Source organism: Streptococcus oralis Uo5, from assembly GCF_000253155.1.
GTDB classification, from domain to species: Bacteria; Bacillota; Bacilli; order Lactobacillales; family Streptococcaceae; genus Streptococcus; species Streptococcus oralis_L.
The window spans coordinates 1,574,019-1,596,794 of sequence record NC_015291.1 but is presented as its reverse complement, the minus strand read 5'-3'; the positions used below and the strand labels follow the sequence as shown (position 1 = coordinate 1,596,794).

General features: G+C 43.4%; 21 protein-coding genes and 1 other RNA gene. 17 read left to right on the top strand and 5 right to left on the bottom strand.

From position 1 onward, the window contains the following. Nucleotides 1-83 precede the first annotated feature (83 nt). The gene (gene pbp1a, locus SOR_RS08020) at nucleotides 84-2,258 is read right to left on the bottom strand and encodes a penicillin-binding protein PBP1A (protein ID WP_001041839.1); all 2,175 of its coding nucleotides are present in this window, start codon (nucleotides 2,256-2,258) and stop codon (nucleotides 84-86) included. Beyond that, entirely contained in the window at nucleotides 2,255-2,851 is a 597-nt protein-coding gene (gene recU, locus SOR_RS08015; protein ID WP_000248758.1) for a Holliday junction resolvase RecU, read from the bottom strand. The genes pbp1a and recU overlap by 4 nt, the downstream gene beginning before the upstream one ends. Before the next feature lie 66 nt (nucleotides 2,852-2,917). Between recU and SOR_RS08010 the strand changes: the two genes are divergently transcribed. From SOR_RS08010 to tig, 17 genes are all read left to right on the top strand, one after another. After that, the gene (locus SOR_RS08010) at nucleotides 2,918-3,445 is read left to right on the top strand and encodes an SLOG family protein (RefSeq protein ID WP_000199585.1); all 528 of its coding nucleotides are present in this window, start codon (nucleotides 2,918-2,920) and stop codon (nucleotides 3,443-3,445) included. Between the two features lie 69 nt (nucleotides 3,446-3,514). Then, on the top strand, nucleotides 3,515-3,844 hold the full coding sequence (gene gpsB, locus SOR_RS08005) for a cell division regulator GpsB (protein WP_000146523.1): 330 nt from the start codon (nucleotides 3,515-3,517) through the stop codon (nucleotides 3,842-3,844). Nucleotides 3,845-3,864: 20 nt separating this feature from the next. Beyond that, nucleotides 3,865-4,246: RNase P RNA component class B (gene rnpB, locus SOR_RS09790), an RNA gene on the top strand. 83 nt (nucleotides 4,247-4,329) lie between these two features. After that, complete coding sequence (locus SOR_RS08000) at nucleotides 4,330-5,496, top strand: THUMP domain-containing class I SAM-dependent RNA methyltransferase (protein ID WP_000711360.1); 1,167 nt, start codon at nucleotides 4,330-4,332, stop codon at nucleotides 5,494-5,496. A 4-nt stretch (nucleotides 5,497-5,500) separates the two neighbouring features. After that, nucleotides 5,501-6,946 carry a cell division site-positioning protein MapZ gene (gene mapZ / locus SOR_RS07995; RefSeq protein ID WP_000039243.1) on the top strand — a complete coding sequence of 482 codons (1,446 nt, stop codon included), beginning with the start codon at nucleotides 5,501-5,503 and terminating at the stop codon, nucleotides 6,944-6,946. A gap of 75 nt (nucleotides 6,947-7,021) precedes the next feature. Beyond that, the gene (gndA, locus tag SOR_RS07990; RefSeq protein WP_000158778.1) at nucleotides 7,022-8,446 is read left to right on the top strand and encodes an NADP-dependent phosphogluconate dehydrogenase; all 1,425 of its coding nucleotides are present in this window, start codon (nucleotides 7,022-7,024) and stop codon (nucleotides 8,444-8,446) included. 11 nt (nucleotides 8,447-8,457) lie between these two features. Next, complete coding sequence (locus tag SOR_RS07985; RefSeq protein WP_000518001.1) at nucleotides 8,458-9,147, top strand: response regulator transcription factor; 690 nt, start codon at nucleotides 8,458-8,460, stop codon at nucleotides 9,145-9,147. Between the two features lie 100 nt (nucleotides 9,148-9,247). Further along, nucleotides 9,248-10,267: a choline-binding protein CbpC gene (cbpC, locus tag SOR_RS07980; RefSeq protein WP_000670354.1), complete on the top strand. Its 1,020-nt coding sequence runs from the start codon at nucleotides 9,248-9,250 to the stop codon at nucleotides 10,265-10,267. A 121-nt stretch (nucleotides 10,268-10,388) separates the two neighbouring features. Continuing rightward, nucleotides 10,389-11,267: a mevalonate kinase gene (gene mvk, locus SOR_RS07975; protein ID WP_000159501.1), complete on the top strand. Its 879-nt coding sequence runs from the start codon at nucleotides 10,389-10,391 to the stop codon at nucleotides 11,265-11,267. Beyond that, complete coding sequence (gene mvaD, locus SOR_RS07970; RefSeq protein ID WP_000375376.1) at nucleotides 11,249-12,202, top strand: diphosphomevalonate decarboxylase; 954 nt, start codon at nucleotides 11,249-11,251, stop codon at nucleotides 12,200-12,202. The genes mvk and mvaD overlap by 19 nt, the downstream gene beginning before the upstream one ends. Beyond that, on the top strand, nucleotides 12,189-13,196 hold the full coding sequence (locus tag SOR_RS07965) for a phosphomevalonate kinase (RefSeq protein WP_000562392.1): 1,008 nt from the start codon (nucleotides 12,189-12,191) through the stop codon (nucleotides 13,194-13,196). Before mvaD ends, SOR_RS07965 begins: the two co-directional genes overlap by 14 nt. Further along, on the top strand, nucleotides 13,180-14,181 hold the full coding sequence (gene fni / locus SOR_RS07960; protein WP_000210654.1) for a type 2 isopentenyl-diphosphate Delta-isomerase: 1,002 nt from the start codon (nucleotides 13,180-13,182) through the stop codon (nucleotides 14,179-14,181). Before SOR_RS07965 ends, fni begins: the two co-directional genes overlap by 17 nt. A 167-nt stretch (nucleotides 14,182-14,348) precedes the next feature. After that, nucleotides 14,349-15,047 (top strand): cell wall-active antibiotics response protein LiaF, encoded by a 699-nt coding sequence (gene liaF, locus SOR_RS07955; protein ID WP_000714483.1) that lies wholly within the window; start codon nucleotides 14,349-14,351, stop codon nucleotides 15,045-15,047. After that, nucleotides 15,044-16,042 (top strand): envelope stress sensor histidine kinase LiaS, encoded by a 999-nt coding sequence (locus tag SOR_RS07950; protein ID WP_000744938.1) that lies wholly within the window; start codon nucleotides 15,044-15,046, stop codon nucleotides 16,040-16,042. Before liaF ends, SOR_RS07950 begins: the two co-directional genes overlap by 4 nt. A gap of 10 nt (nucleotides 16,043-16,052) precedes the next feature. Next, complete coding sequence (locus tag SOR_RS07945; protein WP_000698406.1) at nucleotides 16,053-16,685, top strand: response regulator transcription factor; 633 nt, start codon at nucleotides 16,053-16,055, stop codon at nucleotides 16,683-16,685. Continuing rightward, nucleotides 16,686-17,342, top strand: coding sequence for a DNA alkylation repair protein (locus SOR_RS07940; protein WP_001054498.1), 657 nt, complete (start codon nucleotides 16,686-16,688; stop codon nucleotides 17,340-17,342). Nucleotides 17,343-17,432: 90 nt separating this feature from the next. Next, nucleotides 17,433-18,716, top strand: a complete 1,284-nt coding sequence (tig, locus tag SOR_RS07935) for a trigger factor (RefSeq protein ID WP_000116505.1) — start codon at nucleotides 17,433-17,435, stop codon at nucleotides 18,714-18,716. A gap of 47 nt (nucleotides 18,717-18,763) precedes the next feature. On the opposite strand, the gene recD2 is transcribed toward tig, so the two are convergent. The 3 genes from recD2 to rnhC form a co-directional block, all read right to left on the bottom strand. Further along, nucleotides 18,764-21,130 (bottom strand): SF1B family DNA helicase RecD2, encoded by a 2,367-nt coding sequence (gene recD2 / locus SOR_RS07930; RefSeq protein WP_000454461.1) that lies wholly within the window; start codon nucleotides 21,128-21,130, stop codon nucleotides 18,764-18,766. A gap of 127 nt (nucleotides 21,131-21,257) precedes the next feature. Beyond that, on the bottom strand, nucleotides 21,258-21,872 hold the full coding sequence (gene lepB, locus SOR_RS07925; protein WP_001083983.1) for a signal peptidase I: 615 nt from the start codon (nucleotides 21,870-21,872) through the stop codon (nucleotides 21,258-21,260). A gap of 3 nt (nucleotides 21,873-21,875) precedes the next feature. Further along, complete coding sequence (gene rnhC, locus SOR_RS07920) at nucleotides 21,876-22,757, bottom strand: ribonuclease HIII (protein WP_000146902.1); 882 nt, start codon at nucleotides 22,755-22,757, stop codon at nucleotides 21,876-21,878. Between the last annotated feature and the right edge of the window lie 19 nt (nucleotides 22,758-22,776).

Here is a 22,776-nt window from a genome sequence, read left to right as displayed (position 1 = left end):
GATGTCTTCTCAGGCTTTTTATAAGCACATAAATACGATACTTCTATGAAAAAAATCACCCAGAATATTCTGGGTGATAAATGTTATGGTTGTGCTGGTTGAGGATTCTGATTCTGATTTTGGTTCTGGTTTTGTTGACCAGGCGTTGTATTTGGTTGCTGGTTATTGGTATTATTGTTTGCACTATTATTCGTGCTTGGAGTAGTTGAACTTGACTGTGAAGTTGAACTTTCTGAAGTCGAGCTCGAACTTTCAGGTGTTGGGGCCTGTTGCGGAGCAGGAGCAGTCCATGCAGAGCGAGCACCGTTTTTAAAGACGAATTCACCACTTCGATAGAGGCCTTCTGGCATTGTCCAGTCGCCAGGGTTGTTATCCTCAGACAGATAAGTCATCATTGAACGGTAGACCTTAGCTGCAACATAGAAGCCATCGCCAACGATAGGAGTAAGGCGGTTTGAGTAACCTGTCCATACAGCCATTGAATATTTGCGAGTATAACCAACAAACATTTCATCTGGAGCTACATAACCAGTATTTTTGATGTAGTTTTCAATTTCTTCGTCTGTATAGTTTGATGTACCAGTCTTACCAGCTTGAGGTAGCCAAGGAAGATAAGCGCCACGACCAGTTCCGTATGCCAAGACAGTCTTCATCATTTCTGTCATCATATAGGCAGTCGTCTCTTTCATGGCACGAGTACCAGAATCAGCGTATTCTTTTGAGCTACCATCACTAAATACAATCTTGTTGATATACATTGGTTTATGGTAGATACCACCGTTAGCAAAAGCAGCGTAAGCAGCAGCCATTTTTTCACTACTTGCACCGTACTGTTTGTTGGATTCAGTTGTGTTACTTGAAATGGCGTTTGCATAGTGCATGCTTGGATAGTCGATACCGAGACCATTAAGGAAGGTTTTAGCTCTATCTAGACCGACCTTATTCAAAGTCTCAACGGCCGTGACATTTCGTGATTGTTGAAGAGCATACTGGATTGTAATGTTTCCAAAGTAGACATGATCCCAGTTGTAGAGTGGAGTATCAGTACCAGGATAGTTATAAGGAACATCATGTACAATAGAAGCAGTAGAGTCATAGACTCCATATTCTAAAGCGGGAGCATAGTCAGTGATTGGTTTCATAGAAGAACCCCAGTCACGATTGGTTTCCACAGCCTGGTTGGTACCGAATGAAACATTACTTGCTTGATGACGAGAACCTAACTGAGCAATGACTTTCCCGTTTGTCACATCCACAATCGTTGAAGCTACTTGCATTTCATCATCTGGATAGTTGACATACTCGTCGGTATTGTAGATATCCCAGAGATGTTGTTGAACTTTAGGATCAACGTTGGTGTAGACATCCATACCAGTCGTTAAGAGATTGTAGCCTGTTTCTTGTTCGACTTGATCGATCACCTCTTTGAGATAGTTGTCCATGTATGGAGGATAACTATTAGCCGATTTTAGACTTTGGAGTCCGTCTGTAATTGGAGTATTAATCGCTTTTTCATATTGCTCAGCTGAAATGTAACCTTGCCCCTTCATCTCAGAGAGGACGAGATTACGACGTTCTTGAGCAGCTTCTGGATGCGAGTATGGATCATACTGGTTTGGAGCCTGAGGCATACCAGCAAGGAGAGCCAATTGAGGAATGCTTAGATCTTTGAGGTCCTTGCCATAGTAACTTTGGGCAGCAGTCTGCATTCCGTAGTTACCGTTTGACATGTAAACCTTGTTGATGTAGTAGGTCAAGATCTCTTGTTTAGTCGCTTTTTGTTCTAGCTGAACGGCGAGCCATGCTTCCTGGGCCTTACGAGAAAGAGTTTGATCAGAAGTTGACGTAGAGAAATAAGTTAACTTAATCAACTGCTGCGTCAAGGTTGAAGCTCCTTGCAGACCTCCACCACCACGAAGGTTTCGGAGGGTAGCACCTAGGATACGGATCGTGTCAATTCCTCGGTGATTAAAGAAGCGATGGTCCTCAATCGAAACAATAGCGTTGACCAAATCGGTCGGTATTTCGTTTGCTTGGGCATTGACCCGACGTTCCGATCCAAGATCAGCGATAAGCTCGTCATTGCTATCATAGATCTTACTTGACGTTGTAGCGACTAGTTTACTTTCAGAAAGTTCTGGAGCCTTGCTAACATAGTAGAGGAAGAGACCTCCACCAAGCATTACAGCTGCGATAAATACAGTTAAGAGACTGATACTGACATACTTAGCTATTCGCAGAAAAGTTTGTTTGTTCATCTTGTTTTACCACCTAGTAAATGTTCTTTGATAATGTCGAGGTAGGGAATTTGAGGAAAAGCACCCGGCTCAATCCTATATCCATTTTCTCGAATATATCCAAGTGGCATTGACTTTTGTCCCATATCTTGATGATAGAAACGAATCAAGTCAACGGCCGGCAATAAGTAGGTTTCTTGCTGAGAAGAAAAGTGAAGGAGTACAAAGCAGATTCCTTGCTGGGCAAGGACTTGTTCCATATGCTGGATCTGATGAAGATGAAAATTCTTCATCGGTATCGCATGTTTTTGCCTGGTTTCCTTTGCTTCAAAGTCGATGTAGTATCCATCATAAACCCCTGAATAGTCAGTAGTTGAAGCTTGTCTAAAGTAGGCTTCAACAATCTTGGCTCGACTTCGTTGGGGATAGTCGACACGTACGATTTGGATGGGAGTCGGTTTCTTGTGAATAACAGCTAACCCATGCGACAAATAGTAGTCGTTCGTAGCATTGATCATCTTTTCAAAAGACATTCCCCGATTTGCGAAATTTTTAGTTTGTGAAAGGGGTGCTTGTCTCTTTTGAGATGAAATTTTATGTGGATAGTTGACCATAATTCTCCTTATTGGTACAATAACATCACTCTATTATATCATAAATTTACAAAGAAAGGGTTAAAAATGACATCAGCCTTGATTTTAGGCTATTCAGCCTTGGACCTTGGTCTCTTTAATGACAAGGATACTCGCGTTGATATTATCAAAACAGCCATTCGGAGAGACCTGGAACGTCTAGCTGAGGATGGGGTGACATGGCTTGTCTTTACAGGGACTTTGGGCTTTGAGTACTGGGCGCTTCAGGTAGCGAAAGAAATGAAAGCAGATTATGGATTTCAGCTGGCGACCATTTTTGATTTTGAAACCCATGGCAGTAATTGGAATGAAGCAAATCAAGCGAAATTGAGTGAGTTTAAGCAGGTTGACTTCGTCAAATATGCCTATCCACAATATGAGCACAAGGGGCAACTGCGTGATTATCAGAAATTTCTGCTGGAAAATACAGATACTTGCTACCTTTTTTACGAAGAAGAAAACGAAACCAAGTTACGATATTTTTACCAAATGATGAAAAATCAAGCGGACTATGTTACAAGAAGATTAACATTTGAGGACTTGAATGAAATAGTAGAAAATTTTTCTGAAAAGTAAGCCTTTGACCTTGATTTTTACTTGTCTTTTTTTATATAATAATACTAGTAACCCAGAATGGAGAGAGACATGGCAAGTATTATTTTTTCAGCGAAAGATATTTTTGAACAAGAATTTGGACGTGAAGTACGTGGATACAGCAAAGCAGAGGTAGATGAATTCCTAGATGATGTGATTAAGGACTATGAAACCTACGCAGCTTTGGTCAAATCCCTTCGTCAAGAGATTGCTGATTTGAAGGAAGAATTATCTCATAAACCACAGGTAGCGCCAACTCAACCAGACTCTATTGAAGTAACAGCTTCTACTTCAATGACAAACTTTGATATTTTGAAACGCTTAAATCGTCTCGAAAAAGAAGTATTTGGTAAGCAAATCTTAGACAACCAAGATTTATAATTGACTAAGGAATGAGTGCAATTTTTGGATAATCGCGTGAAGAGTTTCTCTTTTCATGAGGAAAGTCCATGCTAGCACAGGCTGTGATGCCTGTAGTGTTTGTGCTAGGCGAATCCATAAGCCTAGGGACGAGAAATCGTTACGGCAGTCGAAATGGCTAAGTCTTCGGATAGGTCAGAATAGGCTTGAAAGTGCCACAGTGACGGAGTCTTTCTGGAAACAGAGAGAGTGGAACGCGGTAAACCCCTCAAGCTAGCAACCCAAATTTTGGTCGGGGCATGGAGTGCACGGAAACGAACGTAGTACTCTGACTGCTATCAGATTTATGCTGTTAGCGGTAGACAGATGATTATCGAAGGAAGTGGTCCTAGTCACTTCTGGAACAAAACATGGCTTATAGAAAATTGCATATAGGTTGGGGCTGAGAAATCTTTCTCAACCTCATTTTTTAAAGTGAACAAGAGAAAGGTCTTGCAAGACTAGAAATGAAAAAAGAATTTAATTTAATCGCAACTGCTGCGGCGGGTCTCGAGGCTGTCGTTGGACGTGAGGTGCGAGACCTTGGTTATGATTGCCAGGTTGAAAATGGGCGTGTCCGCTTCCAAGGAGATGTGAAGGCAATCATTGAGACCAATCTGTGGCTTCGTGCAGCGGATCGCATCAAGATTGTAGTCGGAAGTTTTCCAACTAAGACTTTTGAAGAGCTTTTTCAAGGTGTTTTTGCTCTAGATTGGGAAAGCTATCTCCCGTTAGGAGCGCGTTTCCCGATATCAAAGGCAAAATGTGTCAAGTCTAAACTCCACAACGAGCCCAGTGTTCAGGCTATTTCTAAGAAGGCTGTTGTGAAGAAATTACAAAAACACTATGCCCGTCCAGAAGGAGTTCCCTTGATGGAAACTGGTCCCGAGTTTAAGATCGAGGTATCTATCCTGAAAGATGTGGCAACCGTCATGATTGACACGACAGGTTCTAGCCTTTTTAAACGCGGTTATCGTACGGAAAAGGGTGGAGCTCCTATCAAGGAAAATATGGCAGCGGCCATTTTACAACTATCTAACTGGTATCCAGACAAGCCCTTGATTGATCCGACCTGTGGTTCAGGAACTTTCTGTATAGAGGCGGCTATGATTGCCAGAAAAATGGCACCAGGACTTCGACGTTCCTTTGCTTTTGAGGAATGGAACTGGGTCAGCGATCGATTAATCCAGGAAGTTCGCACAGAGGCGGCTAAGAAAATGGATCGTGAACTTGAGCTGGACATTATGGGCTGTGATATTGATGCTCGCATGGTGGAGATTGCCAAGGCAAATGCCCAAGCAGCAGGCGTCGCAGGTGATGTCACCTTTAAGCAAATGCGGGTACAGGACTTGCGTACAGACAAGATTAATGGCGTTATCATTTCCAATCCACCATATGGGGAACGCTTGTCTGATGATGCAGGAGTTACCAAGCTCTATACTGAGATGGGACAAGTCTTTGCACCACTGAAAACGTGGAGTAAGTTTATCCTGACGAGTGACGAAGCTTTTGAAAGCAAGTACGGAAGTCCAGCTGATAAAAAGCGAAAACTCTATAACGGGACCTTAAAAGTGGATTTGTATCAATACTTTGGTCAGCGTGTCAAACGCCAAGAGGCAAAAATAGAAAGGTGAACTCATGAGTAAGAAAAGACGTGATCGTCATAAAAAAGGACATCAAGAACCACAATTCGACTTTGACGAAGCAAAAGACTTGACTGTTGGTCAAGTCATTCGTAAGAATGAAGAGGTTGAAGCAGGAGTATTGCCTGAGGACAGTATCTTAGACAAATACATCAAACAGCACCGTGAAGAAATCGAAGCCGACAAGTTTGAAACTCGTCAGTTTAAAAAAGAAGAGCTGGCTTCTACTCAAAACCTAGAGGAAATGATCCAAGAAGTTCGTGAATCTAGTGAATCTTCTGAACAGGTAGACGATTCAGACGTGGTTGCTGAGGAATCTATTGAAGAGATAGAAAATGAAGAGACTACTCAGTTTGTCCCACCACTTCAAGATGAAGAAAGTACTGAAATAGAGCCTCTCGTTTTAACAGAAACAGAGCCCAAGCAAATAAATGAGGAACAAGAAGAGGAGACCTATACACCTCTATCACGTTCGGCTCAAACAGAACCTGAAACAGGCTCTAAGAAGAAAGGTGTCATCATCATTGCTTCGGTAGTAGCTGCAATCCTTGTGCTTGCTGGAACATATTATGTCTACCGCCAAGTATCTCGTTCAAACCAAGAAATCCAGTCTTCTCAAGCAGCCTCTTCGGATGATCAAGGGACACAAACAGCTTTGAAAGACTTCAATGATCTCTATGATACTTTCTATACGGATGCCAATAAGACAGCTCTGAAAAACAGCCAGTTTGATAAATTGAGCCAACTGAAAACCTTGCTAGATAAGTTAGAAGGTAGCCGTGAATATACACTAGCTAAGTCAAGATATGATAGCCTAGCAACTCAAATCAAGGCCATTCAAGATGTTAATGCCCTCTTTGAAAGTCCAGCAATCACTGACGGTGTCTTGGATACCAATGCGAAAGCCAAAGCAGATGCTAAGTTTACAGAAATCAAGACAGGTAACACAGAACTAGACAAACTCTTGGATAAGGCCATTAGTCTTGGTAAGAGTCAACAAACCAGTGCTTCCAGCTCAAGTTCGAGCTCTAGCACGAGTCAAGCAAGCTCAAGTTCAGCAACAGAAAGCAATGCAAGTAGTACGACACCTTCAACAAGCAACACGGCACCAGCTAGAGACACGAATGGTGGTTTGTCTGGCGATGGGGTTAATCTTCAAAGAAGTGCTAGTCGTGTACCGTACAACCAATCAGCTGTAGACGATAGCAACAACCCTGCTTGGACGTTTGCGGATGGTGTATTGGAACAAGTCCTAGCAACATCACGTGCTCGTGGCTATATCACTGGAAATCAATATATCCTAGAACGTGTCAATATCGTAAACGGAAATGGTTATTACAACCTCTATAAACCAGATGGAACCTATCTCTTCACCCTCAACTGTAAGACGGGTTACTTTGTAGGGAATGGTTCTGGTCACGCTGATGACTTGGACTACTAGGACTCCGTTACAAAATTCTTTCCTTTCATAGGTAAAAATGATAAAATAAAACATATTAAACAAGAGGAGTGTCACATGACAAAAGCTAACTTTGGTGTCGTTGGTATGGCCGTAATGGGTCGTAACCTTGCCCTAAATATCGAATCTCGTGGTTATACAGTTGCCATTTATAACCGTAGTAAAGAAAAAACAGAAGATGTAATTGCTTGCCATCCTGAAAAGAACTTTGTGCCAAGCTATGACGTTGAAAGCTTTGTAAACTCAATCGAAAAACCTCGTCGTATCATGCTGATGGTTCAAGCTGGACCTGGTACAGACGCAACTATCCAAGCCCTTCTTCCCCACCTTGACAAGGGTGATATCTTGATTGACGGAGGAAACACTTTCTACAAAGATACCATCCGTCGCAATGAAGAATTGGCTAACTCAGGCATCAACTTTATCGGTACTGGGGTTTCTGGTGGTGAAAAAGGTGCCCTTGAAGGTCCTTCTATCATGCCAGGTGGACAAAAAGAAGCCTACGAATTGGTCGCTGATGTTCTCGAAGAAATCTCAGCTAAAGCACCAGAAGATGGCAAACCATGTGTGACTTACATCGGTCCTGATGGAGCTGGTCACTATGTGAAAATGGTTCACAACGGTATCGAGTATGGTGACATGCAATTAATCGCAGAAAGTTATGACCTCATGCAACACTTGCTTGGTCTTTCTGCAGAAGATATGGCTGAAATCTTTACTGAGTGGAACAAGGGCGAGTTGGACAGCTACTTGATCGAAATCACAGCTGATATCTTGAGCCGTAAAGACGATGAAGGTCAAGATGGACCAATCGTAGATTACATTCTTGATGCCGCAGGTAATAAGGGAACTGGTAAATGGACTAGCCAATCATCACTTGACCTTGGTGTGCCATTGTCACTTATCACTGAGTCAGTATTTGCTCGCTACATCTCTACATACAAAGAAGAGCGTGTACATGCTAGCAAGGTGCTTCCAAAACCAGCTGCCTTCAAGTTTGAAGGAGACAAGGCTGAGTTGATCGAAAAGATTCGTCAAGCCCTTTACTTCTCAAAAATTATCTCATACGCACAAGGTTTTGCCCAATTGCGTGTGGCTTCTAAAGAAAATAACTGGAACTTGCCATTTGCGGACATCGCCTCTATCTGGCGTGATGGCTGTATCATCCGTTCTCGTTTCTTGCAAAAGATCACAGATGCTTACAACCGTGATGCAGACCTTGCAAACCTTCTCTTGGATGAGTACTTCTTGGATGTTACTGCCAAGTACCAACAAGCAGTGCGTGATATCGTAGCTCTTGCTGTTCAAGCTGGTGTACCAGTACCAACTTTCTCAGCAGCTATTACTTACTTTGATAGCTACCGTTCAGCTGACCTTCCAGCTAACTTGATCCAAGCCCAACGTGACTACTTTGGTGCCCACACTTACCAACGTAAAGACAAAGAAGGAACCTTCCACTACTCTTGGTATGACGAAAAATAAGTAGGTCTGCCATGGGGAAACGGATTTTATTACTTGAGAAAGAACGAAATCTCGCTCATTTTCTCAGTCTGGAACTCCAAAAAGAGCAATACCGAGTTGATCTTGTAGAGGAGGGGCAAAAAGCCCTCTCCATGGCTCTCCAGACGGACTATGACTTGATTTTACTGAATGCTCATCTGGGGGATATGACGGCCCAGGATTTTGCAGACAAGCTGAGTCGGACAAAACCAGCCTCAGTGATTATGGTCTTGGACCATCGCGAAGAATTGCAAGACCAGATTGAGACAATCCAGCGCTTCGCCGTTTCTTACATCTATAAGCCAGTGATTATTGATAATCTAGTAGCTCGTATTTCAGCGATTTTCCGAGGTCGGGACTTCATTGACCAGCACTGTAGTCAGATGAAGGTTCCAACGTCTTATCGCAACCTGCGTATGGATGTAGAACATCATACCGTTTATCGTGGCGAGGAGATGATTGCTCTGACGCGCCGTGAATATGACCTTTTGGCCACTCTCATGGGAAGCAAGAAGGTCTTGACTCGTGAACAGTTGTTGGAAAGTGTTTGGAAGTATGAAAGTGCGACAGAAACCAATATCGTGGATGTTTATATCCGTTATCTACGTAGCAAGCTTGACGTAAAAGGTCAAAAAAGCTACATTAAAACCGTGCGTGGTGTTGGTTACACCATGCAAGAATAGAAAAGCAGTTGCAGTTCATTTGGAACTGCTTTTTTGTGAATTTTTCTATATTGACATACAATCAGACCTTTGCTACAATCAGTTATGGAGGAAAAATCTAATGAAATTTTTGAAAAAAATGATGCAAGTTGGACTAGCAGTCTTTTTCTTTGCTTTGCTAGCGACAAGTACCGTATTGGCGGATACCACAGGTGGACAGTTTGCTGAAAAGGACAATAGAAAATATTATATAAAAGATGAGAATAAGGCTATCTACTGGCATAAAATAGACGGGAAAATGTACTATTTTGGTGGTAGAGGAGAGATGGTTGTCGGTTGGCAATACTTAGAAATTCCTGGGACAGGCTATCGTGATAATTTATTCTCTAACAATCCAGTCTTAGAAATCGGACTTCAACAGAAGTGGTACTATTTTGGACAAGATGGTGCTTTGCTAGAACAGACAGAGAAACAAGTCTTAGAGGCAAAATCGTCTGAAAATACAGGAAAAGTATATGGTGAACAGTACAATCCTTCTACCGAGAAGAGAACCTATTACTTCGATGAAGATTACGCCTTGAAGACAGGTTGGATTTATGAAGATGGTCATTGGTATTATTTAAATAAGCTTGGAAATTCTGGCGATGATTCTTACTATCCACTACCAATTGGTGAAATGGCTAAGGGTTGGACTCAAGATTTTCATGTTATTTTTGGCATTGACAGAAGCAAACCTGCTCCATGGTACTATTTAGATCCAGAAACTGGTATCATGCAAACTGGTTGGAAACAACTTGGCAATAAGTGGTACTATCTTCGTTCATCAGGAGCTATGGCGACTGGCTGGTATCAAGAAGGCTCATCTTGGTACTATTTAGATGCTCAAAATGGTGATATGAAGACAGGGTGGGCTTATGTTGGTAACAAGTGGTACTATCTCCGTTCATCAGGAGCTATGGTAACAGGCTGGCTTCAAGACGGCTCAACTTGGTACTACCTACATGCAAGTAATGGCGATATGAAGACAGGCTGGTTCCAAGTCAATGGCAAATGGTACTACGCTTATAGTTCAGGTGCTTTAGCAGTGAATACGACCGTAGAAGGCTATTACGTCAACTATAATGGCGAATGGGTTCAATAATGAAAGAGGCGATTGTGAAGGAAACAATCGCTTTTTTTGTGAAAATATAATAAAATAGATAGGAAAGAATAAATACTTGTATGATAAATAAGACGGTCTTTTCGTCTAGCAAAAGGAAAAAATGACAAAAGAAATTGGTGTCGGTCAGGCACATAGTAAGATTATTTTAATAGGAGAGCATGCAGTCGTTTACGGCTATCCTGCTATTTCCTTGCCTCTCTTAGAGGTGGAAGTGACTTGTAAGGTAGTTCCTGCAGCGAGTCCATGGCGTCTCTATGAGGAGGATACCTTGTCTATGGCGGTGTATGCTTCGCTTGAGCATCTAAATATCAAGGATGCCTGCATTCGCTGTGTGATTGACTCAGCTATCCCTGAAAAACGAGGGATGGGTTCGTCAGCAGCTATCAGTATAGCAGCCATTCGAGCTGTTTTTGACTACTATCAAGCCGACTTGCCTCATGATGTATTGGAAATCTTGGTCAATCGGGCTGAAATGATTGCCCATATGAATCCAAGTGGTTTGGATGCTAAGACCTGTCTCAGCGACCAGCCTATTCGCTTTATTAAAAACGTTGGATTTTCAGAGCTTGAGATGGATCTATCCGCCTATTTGGTGATTGCTGATACGGGCGTGTATGGTCACACTCGTGAAGCCATCCAAGTGGTTCAAAGCAAGGGGAAGGATGCCCTACCGTTTTTGCATGCCTTGGGAGAATTGACCCAGCAAGCAGAAGATGCGATTGGACGAAAAGATGCTGAAGGGCTGGGACAAATCCTCAGTCAAGCGCATTTACATTTAAAAGAAATTGGTGTCAGCAGCCCTGAGGCAGACTCCCTCGTTGAAACGGCTCTTAGCAATGGTGCTCTAGGTGCCAAGATGAGTGGTGGTGGACTAGGAGGCTGTATTATCGCCTTGGTAGCCAATCTGGACCAAGCGCAAGAACTAGCAAAACGATTAGAAGAGAAAGGAGCTGTTCAGACATGGATCGAAAGCCTGTAACAGTACGTTCCTACGCAAATATTGCCATTATCAAATACTGGGGAAAGAGAAAAGAAAAAGAGATGGTTCCTGCTACTAGCAGTATTTCTTTAACTTTGGAAAATATGTATACAGAGACGACCTTGTCGCCTCTACAAGCCCATGCGACAGCTGATGCCTTTTATATCAATGGTCAGCTCCAAAATGAGGCGGAGCATGCCAAGATGAGCAAGATTATCGACCGCTATCGTCCAGCAGGTGAGGGCTTTGTCCGTATCGATACCCAAAACAACATGCCGACTGCAGCGGGTTTATCCTCCAGTTCCAGCGGTTTGTCCGCCTTGGTAAAGGCTTGCAATTCTTATTTCCAGCTTGGTTTGGATCGGAGTCAGTTGGCACAGGAGGCTAAGTTTGCTTCTGGTTCTTCTTCTCGGAGTTTTTATGGACCACTGGGTGCCTGGGATAAGGATAGTGGAGAGATTTACCCTGTAGAGACAGACTTGAAACTAGCTATGATCATGTTGGTGCTAGAGGACAAGAAAAAACCAATTTCTAGCCGTGATGGGATGAAACTTTGTGTGGAAACCTCGACGACCTTTGATGACTGGGTACGCCAGTCTGAGAAGGATTATCAGGATATGCTGGTTTATCTCAAAGAGAATAACTTTGCCAAGGTTGGGGAACTAACGGAGAAAAATGCCCTAGCCATGCACGCTACGACAAAAACAGCATCGCCAGCCTTTTCTTATCTAACGGATGCGACTTATGAAGCTATGGACTTTGTCCGTCAACTTCGCGAGCAAGGAGAGGCCTGCTACTTTACCATGGATGCTGGTCCCAATGTCAAGGTCCTCTGTCAAGAGGAAGACTTGGAACACCTCTCAGAAATTTTCGGTCAACGTTATCGCTTGATTGTGTCAAAAACAAAGGATTTGAGCCAAGATGATTGCTGTTAAAACTTGCGGGAAACTCTATTGGGCAGGTGAATATGCTATTCTAGAGCCAGGGCAGTTAGCCTTGATAAAGGCTATTCCCATCTATATGAAGGCTGAGATTGCTTTTTCTGAGAACTATCGTATCTACTCAGACATGTTTGATTTCGCAGTAGACTTGACACCAAATCCTGACTACAGCTTGATTCAAGAAACGATTGCTCTAGTGGAAGATTTCCTCGTTTATCGTAGGCAAGCCTTGCGACCTTTTTCCTTGGAAATCCGTGGAAAAATGGAACGAGAAGGCAAAAAGTTTGGTCTGGGTTCGAGTGGTAGCGTCGTTGTCTTGGTGATCAATGCCCTGCTGGCTCTATATGATATTACGGTTGATCCGGAACTCTTGTTCAAGCTGGCTAGCGCGGTCTTGCTCAAGAGAGGCGATAATGGCTCCATGGGAGACCTTGCCTGTATCGTTGCAGAGGATTTGGTTCTCTACCAGTCTTTTGATCGAAAGAAGATAGCTGCGTGGTTGGAAGAAGAAAACTTGGCAACAGTTTTGGAGCGTGATTGGGGCTTTTCTATCTCACAAGTGCAACCAGGTCTAGAATGTGATTTCCTAGTGGGATGGACTAAGGAAGTGGCTGTGTCTAGTAATATGGTCCAACAAATCAAACAAAATATCAATCCGAATTTTTTAACTTCCTCAAAAACAACGGTATCTGCTTTGGTAGAAGCCTTGGAGCAGGGGAATGCAGAAAAAATCATCGAGCAGGTGGAAACAGCCAGTCAGCTTTTAGAAGGTTTGAGCACAGATATATACACACCTTCGCTGAGACAGTTGAAAGAAGCCAGTCAAGATTTGCTGGCTGTTGCTAAGAGCAGCGGTGCAGGTGGTGGTGACTGTGGGATTGCCTTGAGTTTTGATGCGCAATCAACTGAAACCTTAAAAAATCGTTGGGCCGATCTGGGGATTGAGCTCTTATACCAAGAAAGGATTGGACATGACGACAAATCGTAAGGACGAGCACATCCGCTATGCCCTTGAGCAAAAAAGTTCCTATAATAGCTTTGATGAGGTAGAGTTGATTCATTCTTCCCTGCCTCTTTATGACCTGGATGAGATTGATTTGTCTACTGAGTTTGCTGGTCGAAAATGGGACTTTCCTTTTTATATCAATGCCATGACAGGTGGGAGCGAAAAGGGGAGAGAAATCAATCAAAAGCTGGCTCAGGTGGCAGAAGCCTGTGGGATTTTGTTTGTAACGGGTTCTTATAGCGCAGCCCTCAAAGATCCAACAGATGACTCTTTTTCTGTCAAATCTAGCCATCCAAATCTCCTCCTAGGAACCAATATTGGCTTGGACAAGCCTTTTGAGTTAGGACTTCAGACTGTGCAAGAGATGAATCCTTTGCTTTTGCAAGTGCATGTCAATGTCATGCAGGAATTGCTCATGCCTGAGGGAGAAAGGAAGTTTAGAAACTGGCAATCGCATCTAGCAGATTACAGTAAGCGCATCCCTGTTCCAATCGTTTTAAAGGAAGTGGGCTTTGGGATGGATGTGAAGACTATCGAAAGAGCCTATGAACTGGGTGTTCGAACGGTTGACTTGTCGGGTCGTGGTGGTACTAGCTTTGCCTATATCGAAAATCGTCGCAGTGGTCAGCGTGACTACCTCAATCAATGGGGACAATCCACCATGCAAGCCCTTCTCAATGCCCAAGGCTGGAAAGACAAGGTCGAACTCTTGGTCAGTGGAGGTGTTCGGAACCCGCTGGATATGATTAAGTGCCTGGTCTTTGGAGCCAAGGCTGTGGGACTGTCACGTACCGTTCTAGAGTTGATTGAAACCTATTCCGTCGAAGAGGTGATTGGCATTGTCCAAGGCTGGAAAGACGATCTGCGTTTGATCATGTGTGCCCTTAACTGTGCCACCATAGCGGATCTGCAAAACGTAGACTATATTCTTTATGGCAAACTCAAAGAAGCAAAAGATCAGACGTAGAGAGGTCGGGACAAGAATCCCGCCCTTTTTCTTAGCCTTTTGTCCAACGGTATTGGGCTGAAAGAACCTAGCTTGTAGGAGCGATTTCTGTCCCATTGCCTTTTTCCATCCTCAGACCGAGGTGACTTTTTTGAATTGTGATAAAATAGAAGGGAGAGGATGCAGCTATGAAAAAATTTCAAATCTTTTTATTTATTGAAGCCTGTCTGTTGACGGGAGCTCTGATTTTGATGGTATCAGAGCATTTTTCGCGTTTTCTGCTGATTCTGTTCCTCTTTTTACTCTTACTGCGCTATTATACAGGTAAAGAGGGCAACAACGTCTTCCTCCTTGTGGCGACCATACTCTTCTTTTTCATCGTCATGCTTAATCCCTTTGTGATTTTAGCTATCTTTGTAGCAGTCATATACAGTCTCTTTCTTCTTTACCCAATGATGAACCAAGAAAAAGAGGAGACTGACCTGGTTTTTGAAGAGGTGGTGACAGTAAAAAATGAACGCAATCCTTGGTTTGGCAATCTCCATCATTTCTCTAGTCACCAGACCTGCCAGTTTGACGATATCAACCTCTTTCGCCTCATGGGCAAGGACACCATTCATCTAGAAAGAGTTATCCTAACCAATCATGACAATGTCATTATCCTTAGAAAGATGGTCGGAACGACTAGGATTATCGTGCCTGTAGATGTGGAAATCAGTCTCAGTGTCAACTGCCTCTATGGAGATCTTACCTTCCTTCATCAGCCTAAGAGATCCCTCCGCAATGAACACTATCATCAGGAAACCAGAGACTACCTCAAGAGTAACAAGAGCGTCAAGATTTTCCTAACTACTATGGTTGGAGATGTGGAGGTGGTTAGAGGATGAAAAAGCAATCCTATCTATTAATCGGGCTGACTTCTCTCCTTTTTATCCTCTTTTTGACCAATAGTCTACTTGATATTCTTAATCTTGATTGGTCCTATTTACTACAAGATATTGAGAAAACAGAAAAGTTAATCTTCTTAGTCTTGGTCTTTAGCCTTTCCATGACCTTCTTTTTTGTTCTTTTTTGGCGGGTGATGGAAGAAATTTCACGCAGAAAAATGCAGGTCAATCTCAAGCGCTTGTTAGCAGGTAAAGAGGTGGTTTCTTTTGCAGATCCAGACTTGGATGCCAGTTTCAAGTCCTTATCTGGCAAGCTCAATCTCTTGACAGAAGCTGTTCAAAAGGCTGAAAATCAAGGCCTGGTCAGGGAAGAAGCACTTATCGAGAAAGAACGCAAACGGATAGCACGTGACTTGCACGATACAGTTAGTCAGGAGTTGTTTGCAGCCCATATGATTTTATCAGGTGTCAGCCAGCAGGCTTTGAAGCTGGATAGAGAAAAGATGCAGACCCAGTTGCAAAGTGTCGCGGCCATCCTAGAGGCAGCCCAGAAAGATCTGCGGGTCTTGCTCTTGCATTTGCGACCAGTTGAGTTGGAAGACAAGAGTTTGGTTGAGGGGATTCAAATCCTCTTAAAAGAGCTTGAGGACAAGAGCGATCTCAAGGTCAGTCTCAAGCAGAATGTGTCTAAATTGCCCAAGAAGATTGAAGAACATATCTTCCGCATTTTGCAGGAATTGATTAGCAATACCCTCCGCCATGCCCAGGCATCTTGTTTAGATGTCTATCTCTATCAGACAGATGTTGAATTGCAGCTGAAGGTGGTGGATAATGGGATTGGCTTCCAGTTGGGGAGTTTAGACGACTTGAGTTATGGACTGCGAAATATCAAGGAGCGGGTAGAAGATATGGCAGGTACGGTTCAACTCTTGACAGCTCCAAAGCAAGGGCTGGCGGTTGATATCCGTATTCCCCTTCTAGACAAGGAATCATAAAGGAGTAGAGATGAAAATTTTACTGGTAGATGACCATGAAATGGTCCGATTGGGCTTGAAAAGCTATTTTGACCTTCAAGACGATGTAGAAGTTGTGGGCGAAGCTGCCAATGGGGCTCAAGGTATTGACTTGGCCTTGGAATTGCGTCCAGATGTCATTGTCATGGATATCGTCATGCCTGAGATGAATGGGATTGATGCAACCTTAGCCATCCTCAAAGAATGGCCTGAAGCCAAGATTTTGATTGTGACCTCTTACCTAGACAATGAAAAAATCATGCCAGTCTTAAATGCTGGGGCTAGGGGCTATATGCTCAAGACTTCAAGTGCAGACGAATTACTGAACGCTGTTCGTAAGGTTGCTGCTGGAGAGCTTGCTATTGAACAAGAGGTCAGCAAGAAGGTCGAATACCACCGCAATCATATAGAGCTTCATGAGGAACTGACTGCGCGTGAACGAGATGTCCTACAACTCATCGCCAAGGGCTATGAAAATCAGCGCATCGCAGACGAACTCTTTATCTCCCTAAAGACGGTCAAAACCCATGTGTCTAATATCCTAGCCAAGCTTGAGGTCAGCGATCGCACCCAGGCTGCGGTCTATGCCTTTCAGCACCACTTGGTAGGGCAGGAGGATTTTTAGATGAATCTTACAGATTTACTTGTGGAGCTCGAAGCGGGAAAAGACCCTGAGAAAGCAGGCCCAATGGAAACCTATATGCGCCATCAATTTCCCTTTCTAGGGATTGCAGGTCCTGAAAGAAATGCCCTCTATAAAAAGTATTTTCCAAGCGCGAAAAAAACAAAGATTATCGATTGGGATTTTGTAGACACTTGCTGGGAAAAGGAATCTAGAGAATACCAATATGTAGCTGCCAACTATTTGAAAGCCATGCAGTCTTATCTAACGAAGGACGATTTGCCTGAGCTTGAGCGTCTGGTCGTGACCAAGTCTTGGTGGGACACGGTAGATATCTTAGATAGAGTAGTAGGAAGTTTGGTGGCTAACCATCCGGAACTTGAAGAAGTGCTTTTAAAATGGAGCCTCTCAGACAATATCTGGCTGAGGCGAGTCGCTATTGACCACCAGTTGTTAAGGAAAGAAAAAACAAATGTCCAACTGATGGAAAAGATCCTGCTCAACAATCTGGACCAGACAGAATTTTTTATCAACAAAGCCATCGGCTGGGCTCTAAGAGACTACTCTAAAACCAATCCCGAATGGGTAGCACGTTTTATTGAAAAAAATAAGAAGAGAATGGCTGAACTTAGTATCAAGGAAGCAAGCAAGTACCTCTAGCACTATTGAAAAGCGCATTCATTACTTGAAAAAAGTCGCTATTATATGGTATAATGGACTGTATTAAAAATTTTAAGGAGAAATGACAGAATGTCTGTATCATTTGAAAACAAAGAAACAAACCGTGGTGTCTTGACTTTCACTATCTCTCAAGACCAAATCAAACCAGAATTGGACCGTGTATTTAACTCAGTAAAGAAAACTCTTAACGTTCCTGGTTTCCGTAAAGGTCACCTTCCACGCCCTATCTTCGACCAAAAATTTGGTGAAGAAGCTCTTTATCAAGATGCAATGAACGCTCTTTTGCCAAACGCTTATGAAGCTGCAGTAAAAGAAGCTGGTCTTGAAGTCGTTGCACAACCAAAAATTGACGTGACTTCAATGGAAAAAGGTCAAGACTGGGTTATCACAGCTGAAGTCGTGACAAAACCTGAAGTGAAATTGGGTGACTACAAAAACCTTGAAGTATCAGTAGATGTAGAAAAAGAAGTGACAGACGCTGACGTTGAAGAACGTATCGAACGCGAACGCAACAACTTGGCTGAATTGGTTATCAAAGAAGGCGCTGCTGAAAATGGCGACACTGTTGTGATTGACTTCGTTGGTTCTATCGACGGTGTTGAATTTGACGGTGGAAAAGGTGAAAACTTCTCACTTGGACTTGGTTCAGGTCAATTTATCCCTGGTTTTGAAGACCAATTGGTTGGACACTCAGCTGGCGAAACTGTTGACGTTGTCGTAACATTCCCAGAAGACTACCAAGCAGAAGACCTTGCAGGTAAAGAAGCTAAATTCGTGACAACTATCCACGAAGTAAAAGCTAAAGAAGTTCCAGCTCTTGATGATGAACTTGCAAAAGATATCGACGAAGAAGTGGAAACTCTTGACGAATTGAAAGAAAAATACCGCAAAGAATTGACTGCTGCGAAAGAAGAAGCATACAAAGATGCCCTTGAAGGTGCAGCAATCGATAAAGCTGTAGAAAACGCTGAAATCGTAGAACTTCCAGAAGAAATGATCCACGAAGAAGTTCACCGTTCAGTAAATGAATTCCTTGGAAACTTGCAACGCCAAGGTATCAACCCTGACATGTACTTCCAAATCACTGGAACTACTCAAGAAGACCTTCACAAACAATACGAAGCAGAAGCTGAGTCACGTACGAAGACTAACCTTGTTATCGAAGCAGTTGCGAAAGCTGAAGGATTTGACGCTTCAGAACAAGAAATCCAAAAAGAAATCGAGCAATTGGCAGCAGACTACAACATGGAAGTTGCACAAGTACAAAACTTGCTTTCAGCTGACATGTTGAAACACGATATCACTATTAAAAAAGCTGTTGAATTGATCACAAGCACTGCAACAGTAAAATAATCTTAAAAGATAAAGAGCCCACCTGACTAGGTGGGCTTTCTGCTTGTCTATTTTCCAAAAATCTCTTTGAGATCGACATCTGTAATCCCAATCATAGCGTGAATACTAGACCAGTTTTCCTCGGTGAGGATGTAGGATAGAGGAGAATCCTCTTGATTTGTTGTTTCGCTAGGAGCTGGGCTGGTTTGGTCAGTTGCTTCAACCAGATCCTTAAAGCGCTCAATCAGATAGGTCTTACGGGCAGTCCCGATATGCTTGACTGCATAGTCGAAGGCCTGTAATTCACCAAGAAGGATGAGCTTGCTCTTGGCCCGTGTAATGGCTGTGTAGATGAGATTTCGCTCCAGCATGCGCTTGCTAGCACTGGTGATGGGCAGGATGACAACAGGAAACTCACTTCCCTGAGACTTATGGATACTCATGGCATAGGCTAGTCGAATCTTGTACCATTCGTTGCGTGGATAGATGACCTCATTGCCATCAAAATCAATGACAATCTCGTCTTGTTTGGACTCGGTGTATTTTCCAGGAATCAGGTCTGTGATGTAGCCTAGGTCTCCGTTAAAGACATTGACTTCGGCATCGTTGACTAGGTGAATGACCTTGCCACCCTTGCGATAGAAGTATTGGGGAGCTTCAAAACTGAGTTGGTCTTTTTGTGGTGGATTGAGCAGGTCTTGCATGAGTTGGTTGATGGCGTCAATACCAGCAGTTCCTCGATACATAGGCGCCAGCACCTGAATATCGCGAGCCGGAATGCCACTTCTGAGTGCGACACCAAGAATTTTCTCAATGGTAGCTGGGATATGGCCACTAGCGATTTCAAAGTAGGAGCGGTCTGCTTTTTTCTGGGTAAAGTCAGCTGGCAGGATGCCTTGTCGAATCTGACTTGCCAAGGTAACGATGGTTGATTCTTCGCTCTGACGGTAAATCCGTTCCAAGCGAGTCTGGGGAATCAGGGGTATCTGGAGCAGGTCAGCCAGGACTTGTCCAGGACTGACAGAAGGCAACTGGTCACTGTCTCCCACGATGAGGATTTTACTGTTTGAGGAGATATTGGAGAAGAGCTGGTTGGCTAGCCAAGTATCCACCATGGAAAACTCATCTACAATGATAAAATCGGCATCCAGATAATCATCTAGATGACTGGTATCATCGTCTCCCGTCATCCCCAAATGGCGATGTATAGTAGCACTTGACAATCCTGTCAATTCATTCATGCGCCGAGCGGCTCGACCAGTTGGTGCAGCGAGAAGAATAGGGAGGTTGCTCTTTTTTTTGAGATCGAGTCCTTCAAGCAGGGCATAGACAGCGATGATACCATTGATAACAGTTGTCTTACCAGTACCAGGTCCACCTGTTAGGATAAAGACCTTGTTCTGGATGGCATCGCAGATAGCCTGCTTTTGAATGTCATCGTACTGAATCCCCAGTTCTTGCTCGACAGTAGCGATATGCTTGTGAATGGTTTCTAGATCTTGGCTCTTCTGTTTTCCTTTTTCAAGGATACGAACCAAGTGACTGTGGATGCCTTCTTCAGCGAAAAAGAGGCTATTATCAAAGATTTTGGTATCAATCTGCTGAACCTTGTCCTCTTCAATTAGATGAGATAATTCCTGAGCGACTTGGCTGGGATCGAGTTCCACGGGACGGGAAGATTCGAGGAGAGTCAGGGTTTGTTCCAGCAAATCTCGGGCTTCCATATAGGTATCGCCCGTATCCATACAGCCTTGAAAGAGACTGTGGACAAGGCCAGCGCGGAAGCGCTCGGGAGCTTGGCTTTCGATACCTAGTTCGGCTGCTAGTTGGTCAGCAATGGTAAAGCCCAAGCCCTTGATATCCTCAACCAGCTGGTAGGGATAATTTTCGACAATATCCAGCGTTTCGTCCTTGTAAAAGTCTTGAATCTGAAAGGCTAGTTTATTGGGAATGCCGTAGTTGGCTAGTTTTGCCAAAACCATCTCTGTCCCATAGTTGAGACGGAGGGTGGAAAGAAAAGCCTCACGGTTTTTGGCAGAGAGTCCTGAGATGCCTTCCAGCTTTTCAGGATGCTCCAGAATTTCGTCTATGGTATTGTCACCGTAGCTATCAACGATTTTCTGGGCAGTCTTGAGTCCAATTCCCTTGAAATGGCTGCTAGAAAAGTACTTGACTAGACCCTTACTAGTGGGTTTTGCTCTCTCATAACGACTGATCTGTAGCTGTTCTCCATACTTGGAGTGCTGAACGATTTGCCCCCAAAAAGTATAGTCTTCGCCCTCAATCACGTCAGCCATGGTTCCTGTAACGATGATTTCAAAATCGTCAAAGTCCTCCGCATTGGTATCTTCGATATCTAGGAGGAGAATACGATAAAAATTACTGGGATTTTCAAAAATAATGCGTTCAATGGTGCCTGAAAAATAAACTTCCATAGGTTTCCTTTACATGAGTTCGTGAGAATTGGTCTCTTGGCCACTTTGAAAAGCTAGATGACGAAAAGGTTTATTCTCACAATAGAAAAAGAGACTGAGACTTAGCATTCTCGGCCTCTTCGTCATCTTAAAATGTTCCGATACGGTTAAGTGGCCAGAAACGGAATTTTGCTTCGCCTTTGATTTCGCTGGCCTTGAAGGTACCAACATGGCGGCTGTCGCTAGAGACTAGACGATCATCACCAAGGAGAAGGTACTCGCCTTGAGGGACAGTAAAGCTGAAGCTAGTGTTGGAATTGACATCGACCGTAAAAGCTTGTGCTTTTTGAGCAAGTTCTCTAAAGTAAACTCCCTTATTGCCTTCAAATCCTTTGCCAGTATAGGTATTTTGCAACTTTTCTGTTTTGAACAAGTTGAGGTATTCAGCTAGGTAGGGTTCATCCGTTTCTTTATCGTTGATAAAGAGTTTGTCATTTTCATAGCGGATGGTATCTCCGGGCATACCGATGACCCTTTTGACAATGTCTTTATTTCCTTCTTCTTCATGCGCAACCACAATGTCGAAGCGGTCAATTGGGAGGTGTTTAACAACGAAGAGAACTTCTCCGTCTGCTAGGGTAGGGTCCATAGAGTGTCCTTCTACACGGACATTGCTCCAAAGAAAGATACGGCTAAGAGCTACCAGTGCGATAATCAGGAAGAAAACTCCCCATTCTTTTAGAAATATTTTAAACGAATTCATAATTTACCTTTCTAGAAGTGCTTTGGCTTTTTCAGTGTTTTTAAAGTGAAGTTTGGCACAGAAATGAAGTCCTTTCATGCCATAGGCCTGAAGGATTTTACTAGCAACCTTATCAGATGCAGTTCCAGCGCCACTTGGCAGTTGGTAGCCTAGTTCTCGTCCAAGATTTTCCAAGTTTTCGAGGAAGAGATCCCGCGCGATGATGGAGCTAACCGCAACAGCCAGGTATTTGCCCTCAGCTTTCTCTTCCAAAGTGATCTTATTTGGAAAACGGTTGGCTTCTTGCGCCAAGTACTTGTCATAGTTTTTAGGACTTGTAAAAGCATCAATCACGATTTTCTCTGGCTGGACTCCTTTTTGGAGAAGGAGAAAAATAGCCTGGTTGTGAAGGGCCACCTTTACAGAAACAGCATTGTAACGCTCTCCGATAACTTCGTTGTACTTGCTCGGTGAAAGGAGGAGCGCTTGGTGCTGGATTTTTTCCTTGAGAATAGGAGCAAGCTGACGAATCTTTTGATCTGTCAGAGTCTTAGAATCCCCCACCCCGAGTTTTCGCAAGAAATCATGCTGGTCCGGTGTCACAAAGGAAGCCACGACAGCCAGACCACCAAAGTAGGAACCATTTCCCACCTCATCAGTCCCAATCATAGAAACATCTTGTCCACTGTTTTCTTGTTGAACTTGATAACCAAAGAAAGTGGCGTATTGCTCAGCAGCTTCGCCCTGTAGGAGGACTTTTCCAGAAGTATAGATAGAAACCGTTGCCTGAGGCAGTCTCAAAAAATAGCGAATATAAGGATTTTTACTAGGACTGAGAGCCTTCTGATACTGACTTAAAAAGCTCTGAATTTCCTGTTCACTTGGTGTGAGTGTGATACTTGCCATAGTCTCTATTGTACCACAA

What these genes read in the sequence shown, in the direction of transcription:
- pbp1a (WP_001041839.1), bottom strand. Translation starts at nt 2,258, where the DNA reads ATGAACAAACAAACTTTTCTGCGAATAGCTAAGTATGTCAGTATCAGT.
- recU (WP_000248758.1), bottom strand. Translation starts at nt 2,851, where the DNA reads ATGGTCAACTATCCACATAAAATTTCATCTCAAAAGAGACAAGCACCC.
- SOR_RS08010 (WP_000199585.1), top strand. Translation starts at nt 2,918, where the DNA reads ATGACATCAGCCTTGATTTTAGGCTATTCAGCCTTGGACCTTGGTCTC.
- gpsB (WP_000146523.1), top strand. Translation starts at nt 3,515, where the DNA reads ATGGCAAGTATTATTTTTTCAGCGAAAGATATTTTTGAACAAGAATTT.
- SOR_RS08000 (WP_000711360.1), top strand. Translation starts at nt 4,330, where the DNA reads ATGAAAAAAGAATTTAATTTAATCGCAACTGCTGCGGCGGGTCTCGAG.
- mapZ (WP_000039243.1), top strand. Translation starts at nt 5,501, where the DNA reads ATGAGTAAGAAAAGACGTGATCGTCATAAAAAAGGACATCAAGAACCA.
- gndA (WP_000158778.1), top strand. Translation starts at nt 7,022, where the DNA reads ATGACAAAAGCTAACTTTGGTGTCGTTGGTATGGCCGTAATGGGTCGT.
- SOR_RS07985 (WP_000518001.1), top strand. Translation starts at nt 8,458, where the DNA reads ATGGGGAAACGGATTTTATTACTTGAGAAAGAACGAAATCTCGCTCAT.
- cbpC (WP_000670354.1), top strand. Translation starts at nt 9,248, where the DNA reads ATGAAATTTTTGAAAAAAATGATGCAAGTTGGACTAGCAGTCTTTTTC.
- mvk (WP_000159501.1), top strand. Translation starts at nt 10,389, where the DNA reads ATGACAAAAGAAATTGGTGTCGGTCAGGCACATAGTAAGATTATTTTA.
- mvaD (WP_000375376.1), top strand. Translation starts at nt 11,249, where the DNA reads ATGGATCGAAAGCCTGTAACAGTACGTTCCTACGCAAATATTGCCATT.
- SOR_RS07965 (WP_000562392.1), top strand. Translation starts at nt 12,189, where the DNA reads ATGATTGCTGTTAAAACTTGCGGGAAACTCTATTGGGCAGGTGAATAT.
- fni (WP_000210654.1), top strand. Translation starts at nt 13,180, where the DNA reads ATGACGACAAATCGTAAGGACGAGCACATCCGCTATGCCCTTGAGCAA.
- liaF (WP_000714483.1), top strand. Translation starts at nt 14,349, where the DNA reads ATGAAAAAATTTCAAATCTTTTTATTTATTGAAGCCTGTCTGTTGACG.
- SOR_RS07950 (WP_000744938.1), top strand. Translation starts at nt 15,044, where the DNA reads ATGAAAAAGCAATCCTATCTATTAATCGGGCTGACTTCTCTCCTTTTT.
- SOR_RS07945 (WP_000698406.1), top strand. Translation starts at nt 16,053, where the DNA reads ATGAAAATTTTACTGGTAGATGACCATGAAATGGTCCGATTGGGCTTG.
- SOR_RS07940 (WP_001054498.1), top strand. Translation starts at nt 16,686, where the DNA reads ATGAATCTTACAGATTTACTTGTGGAGCTCGAAGCGGGAAAAGACCCT.
- tig (WP_000116505.1), top strand. Translation starts at nt 17,433, where the DNA reads ATGTCTGTATCATTTGAAAACAAAGAAACAAACCGTGGTGTCTTGACT.
- recD2 (WP_000454461.1), bottom strand. Translation starts at nt 21,130, where the DNA reads ATGGAAGTTTATTTTTCAGGCACCATTGAACGCATTATTTTTGAAAAT.
- lepB (WP_001083983.1), bottom strand. Translation starts at nt 21,872, where the DNA reads ATGAATTCGTTTAAAATATTTCTAAAAGAATGGGGAGTTTTCTTCCTG.
- rnhC (WP_000146902.1), bottom strand. Translation starts at nt 22,757, where the DNA reads ATGGCAAGTATCACACTCACACCAAGTGAACAGGAAATTCAGAGCTTT.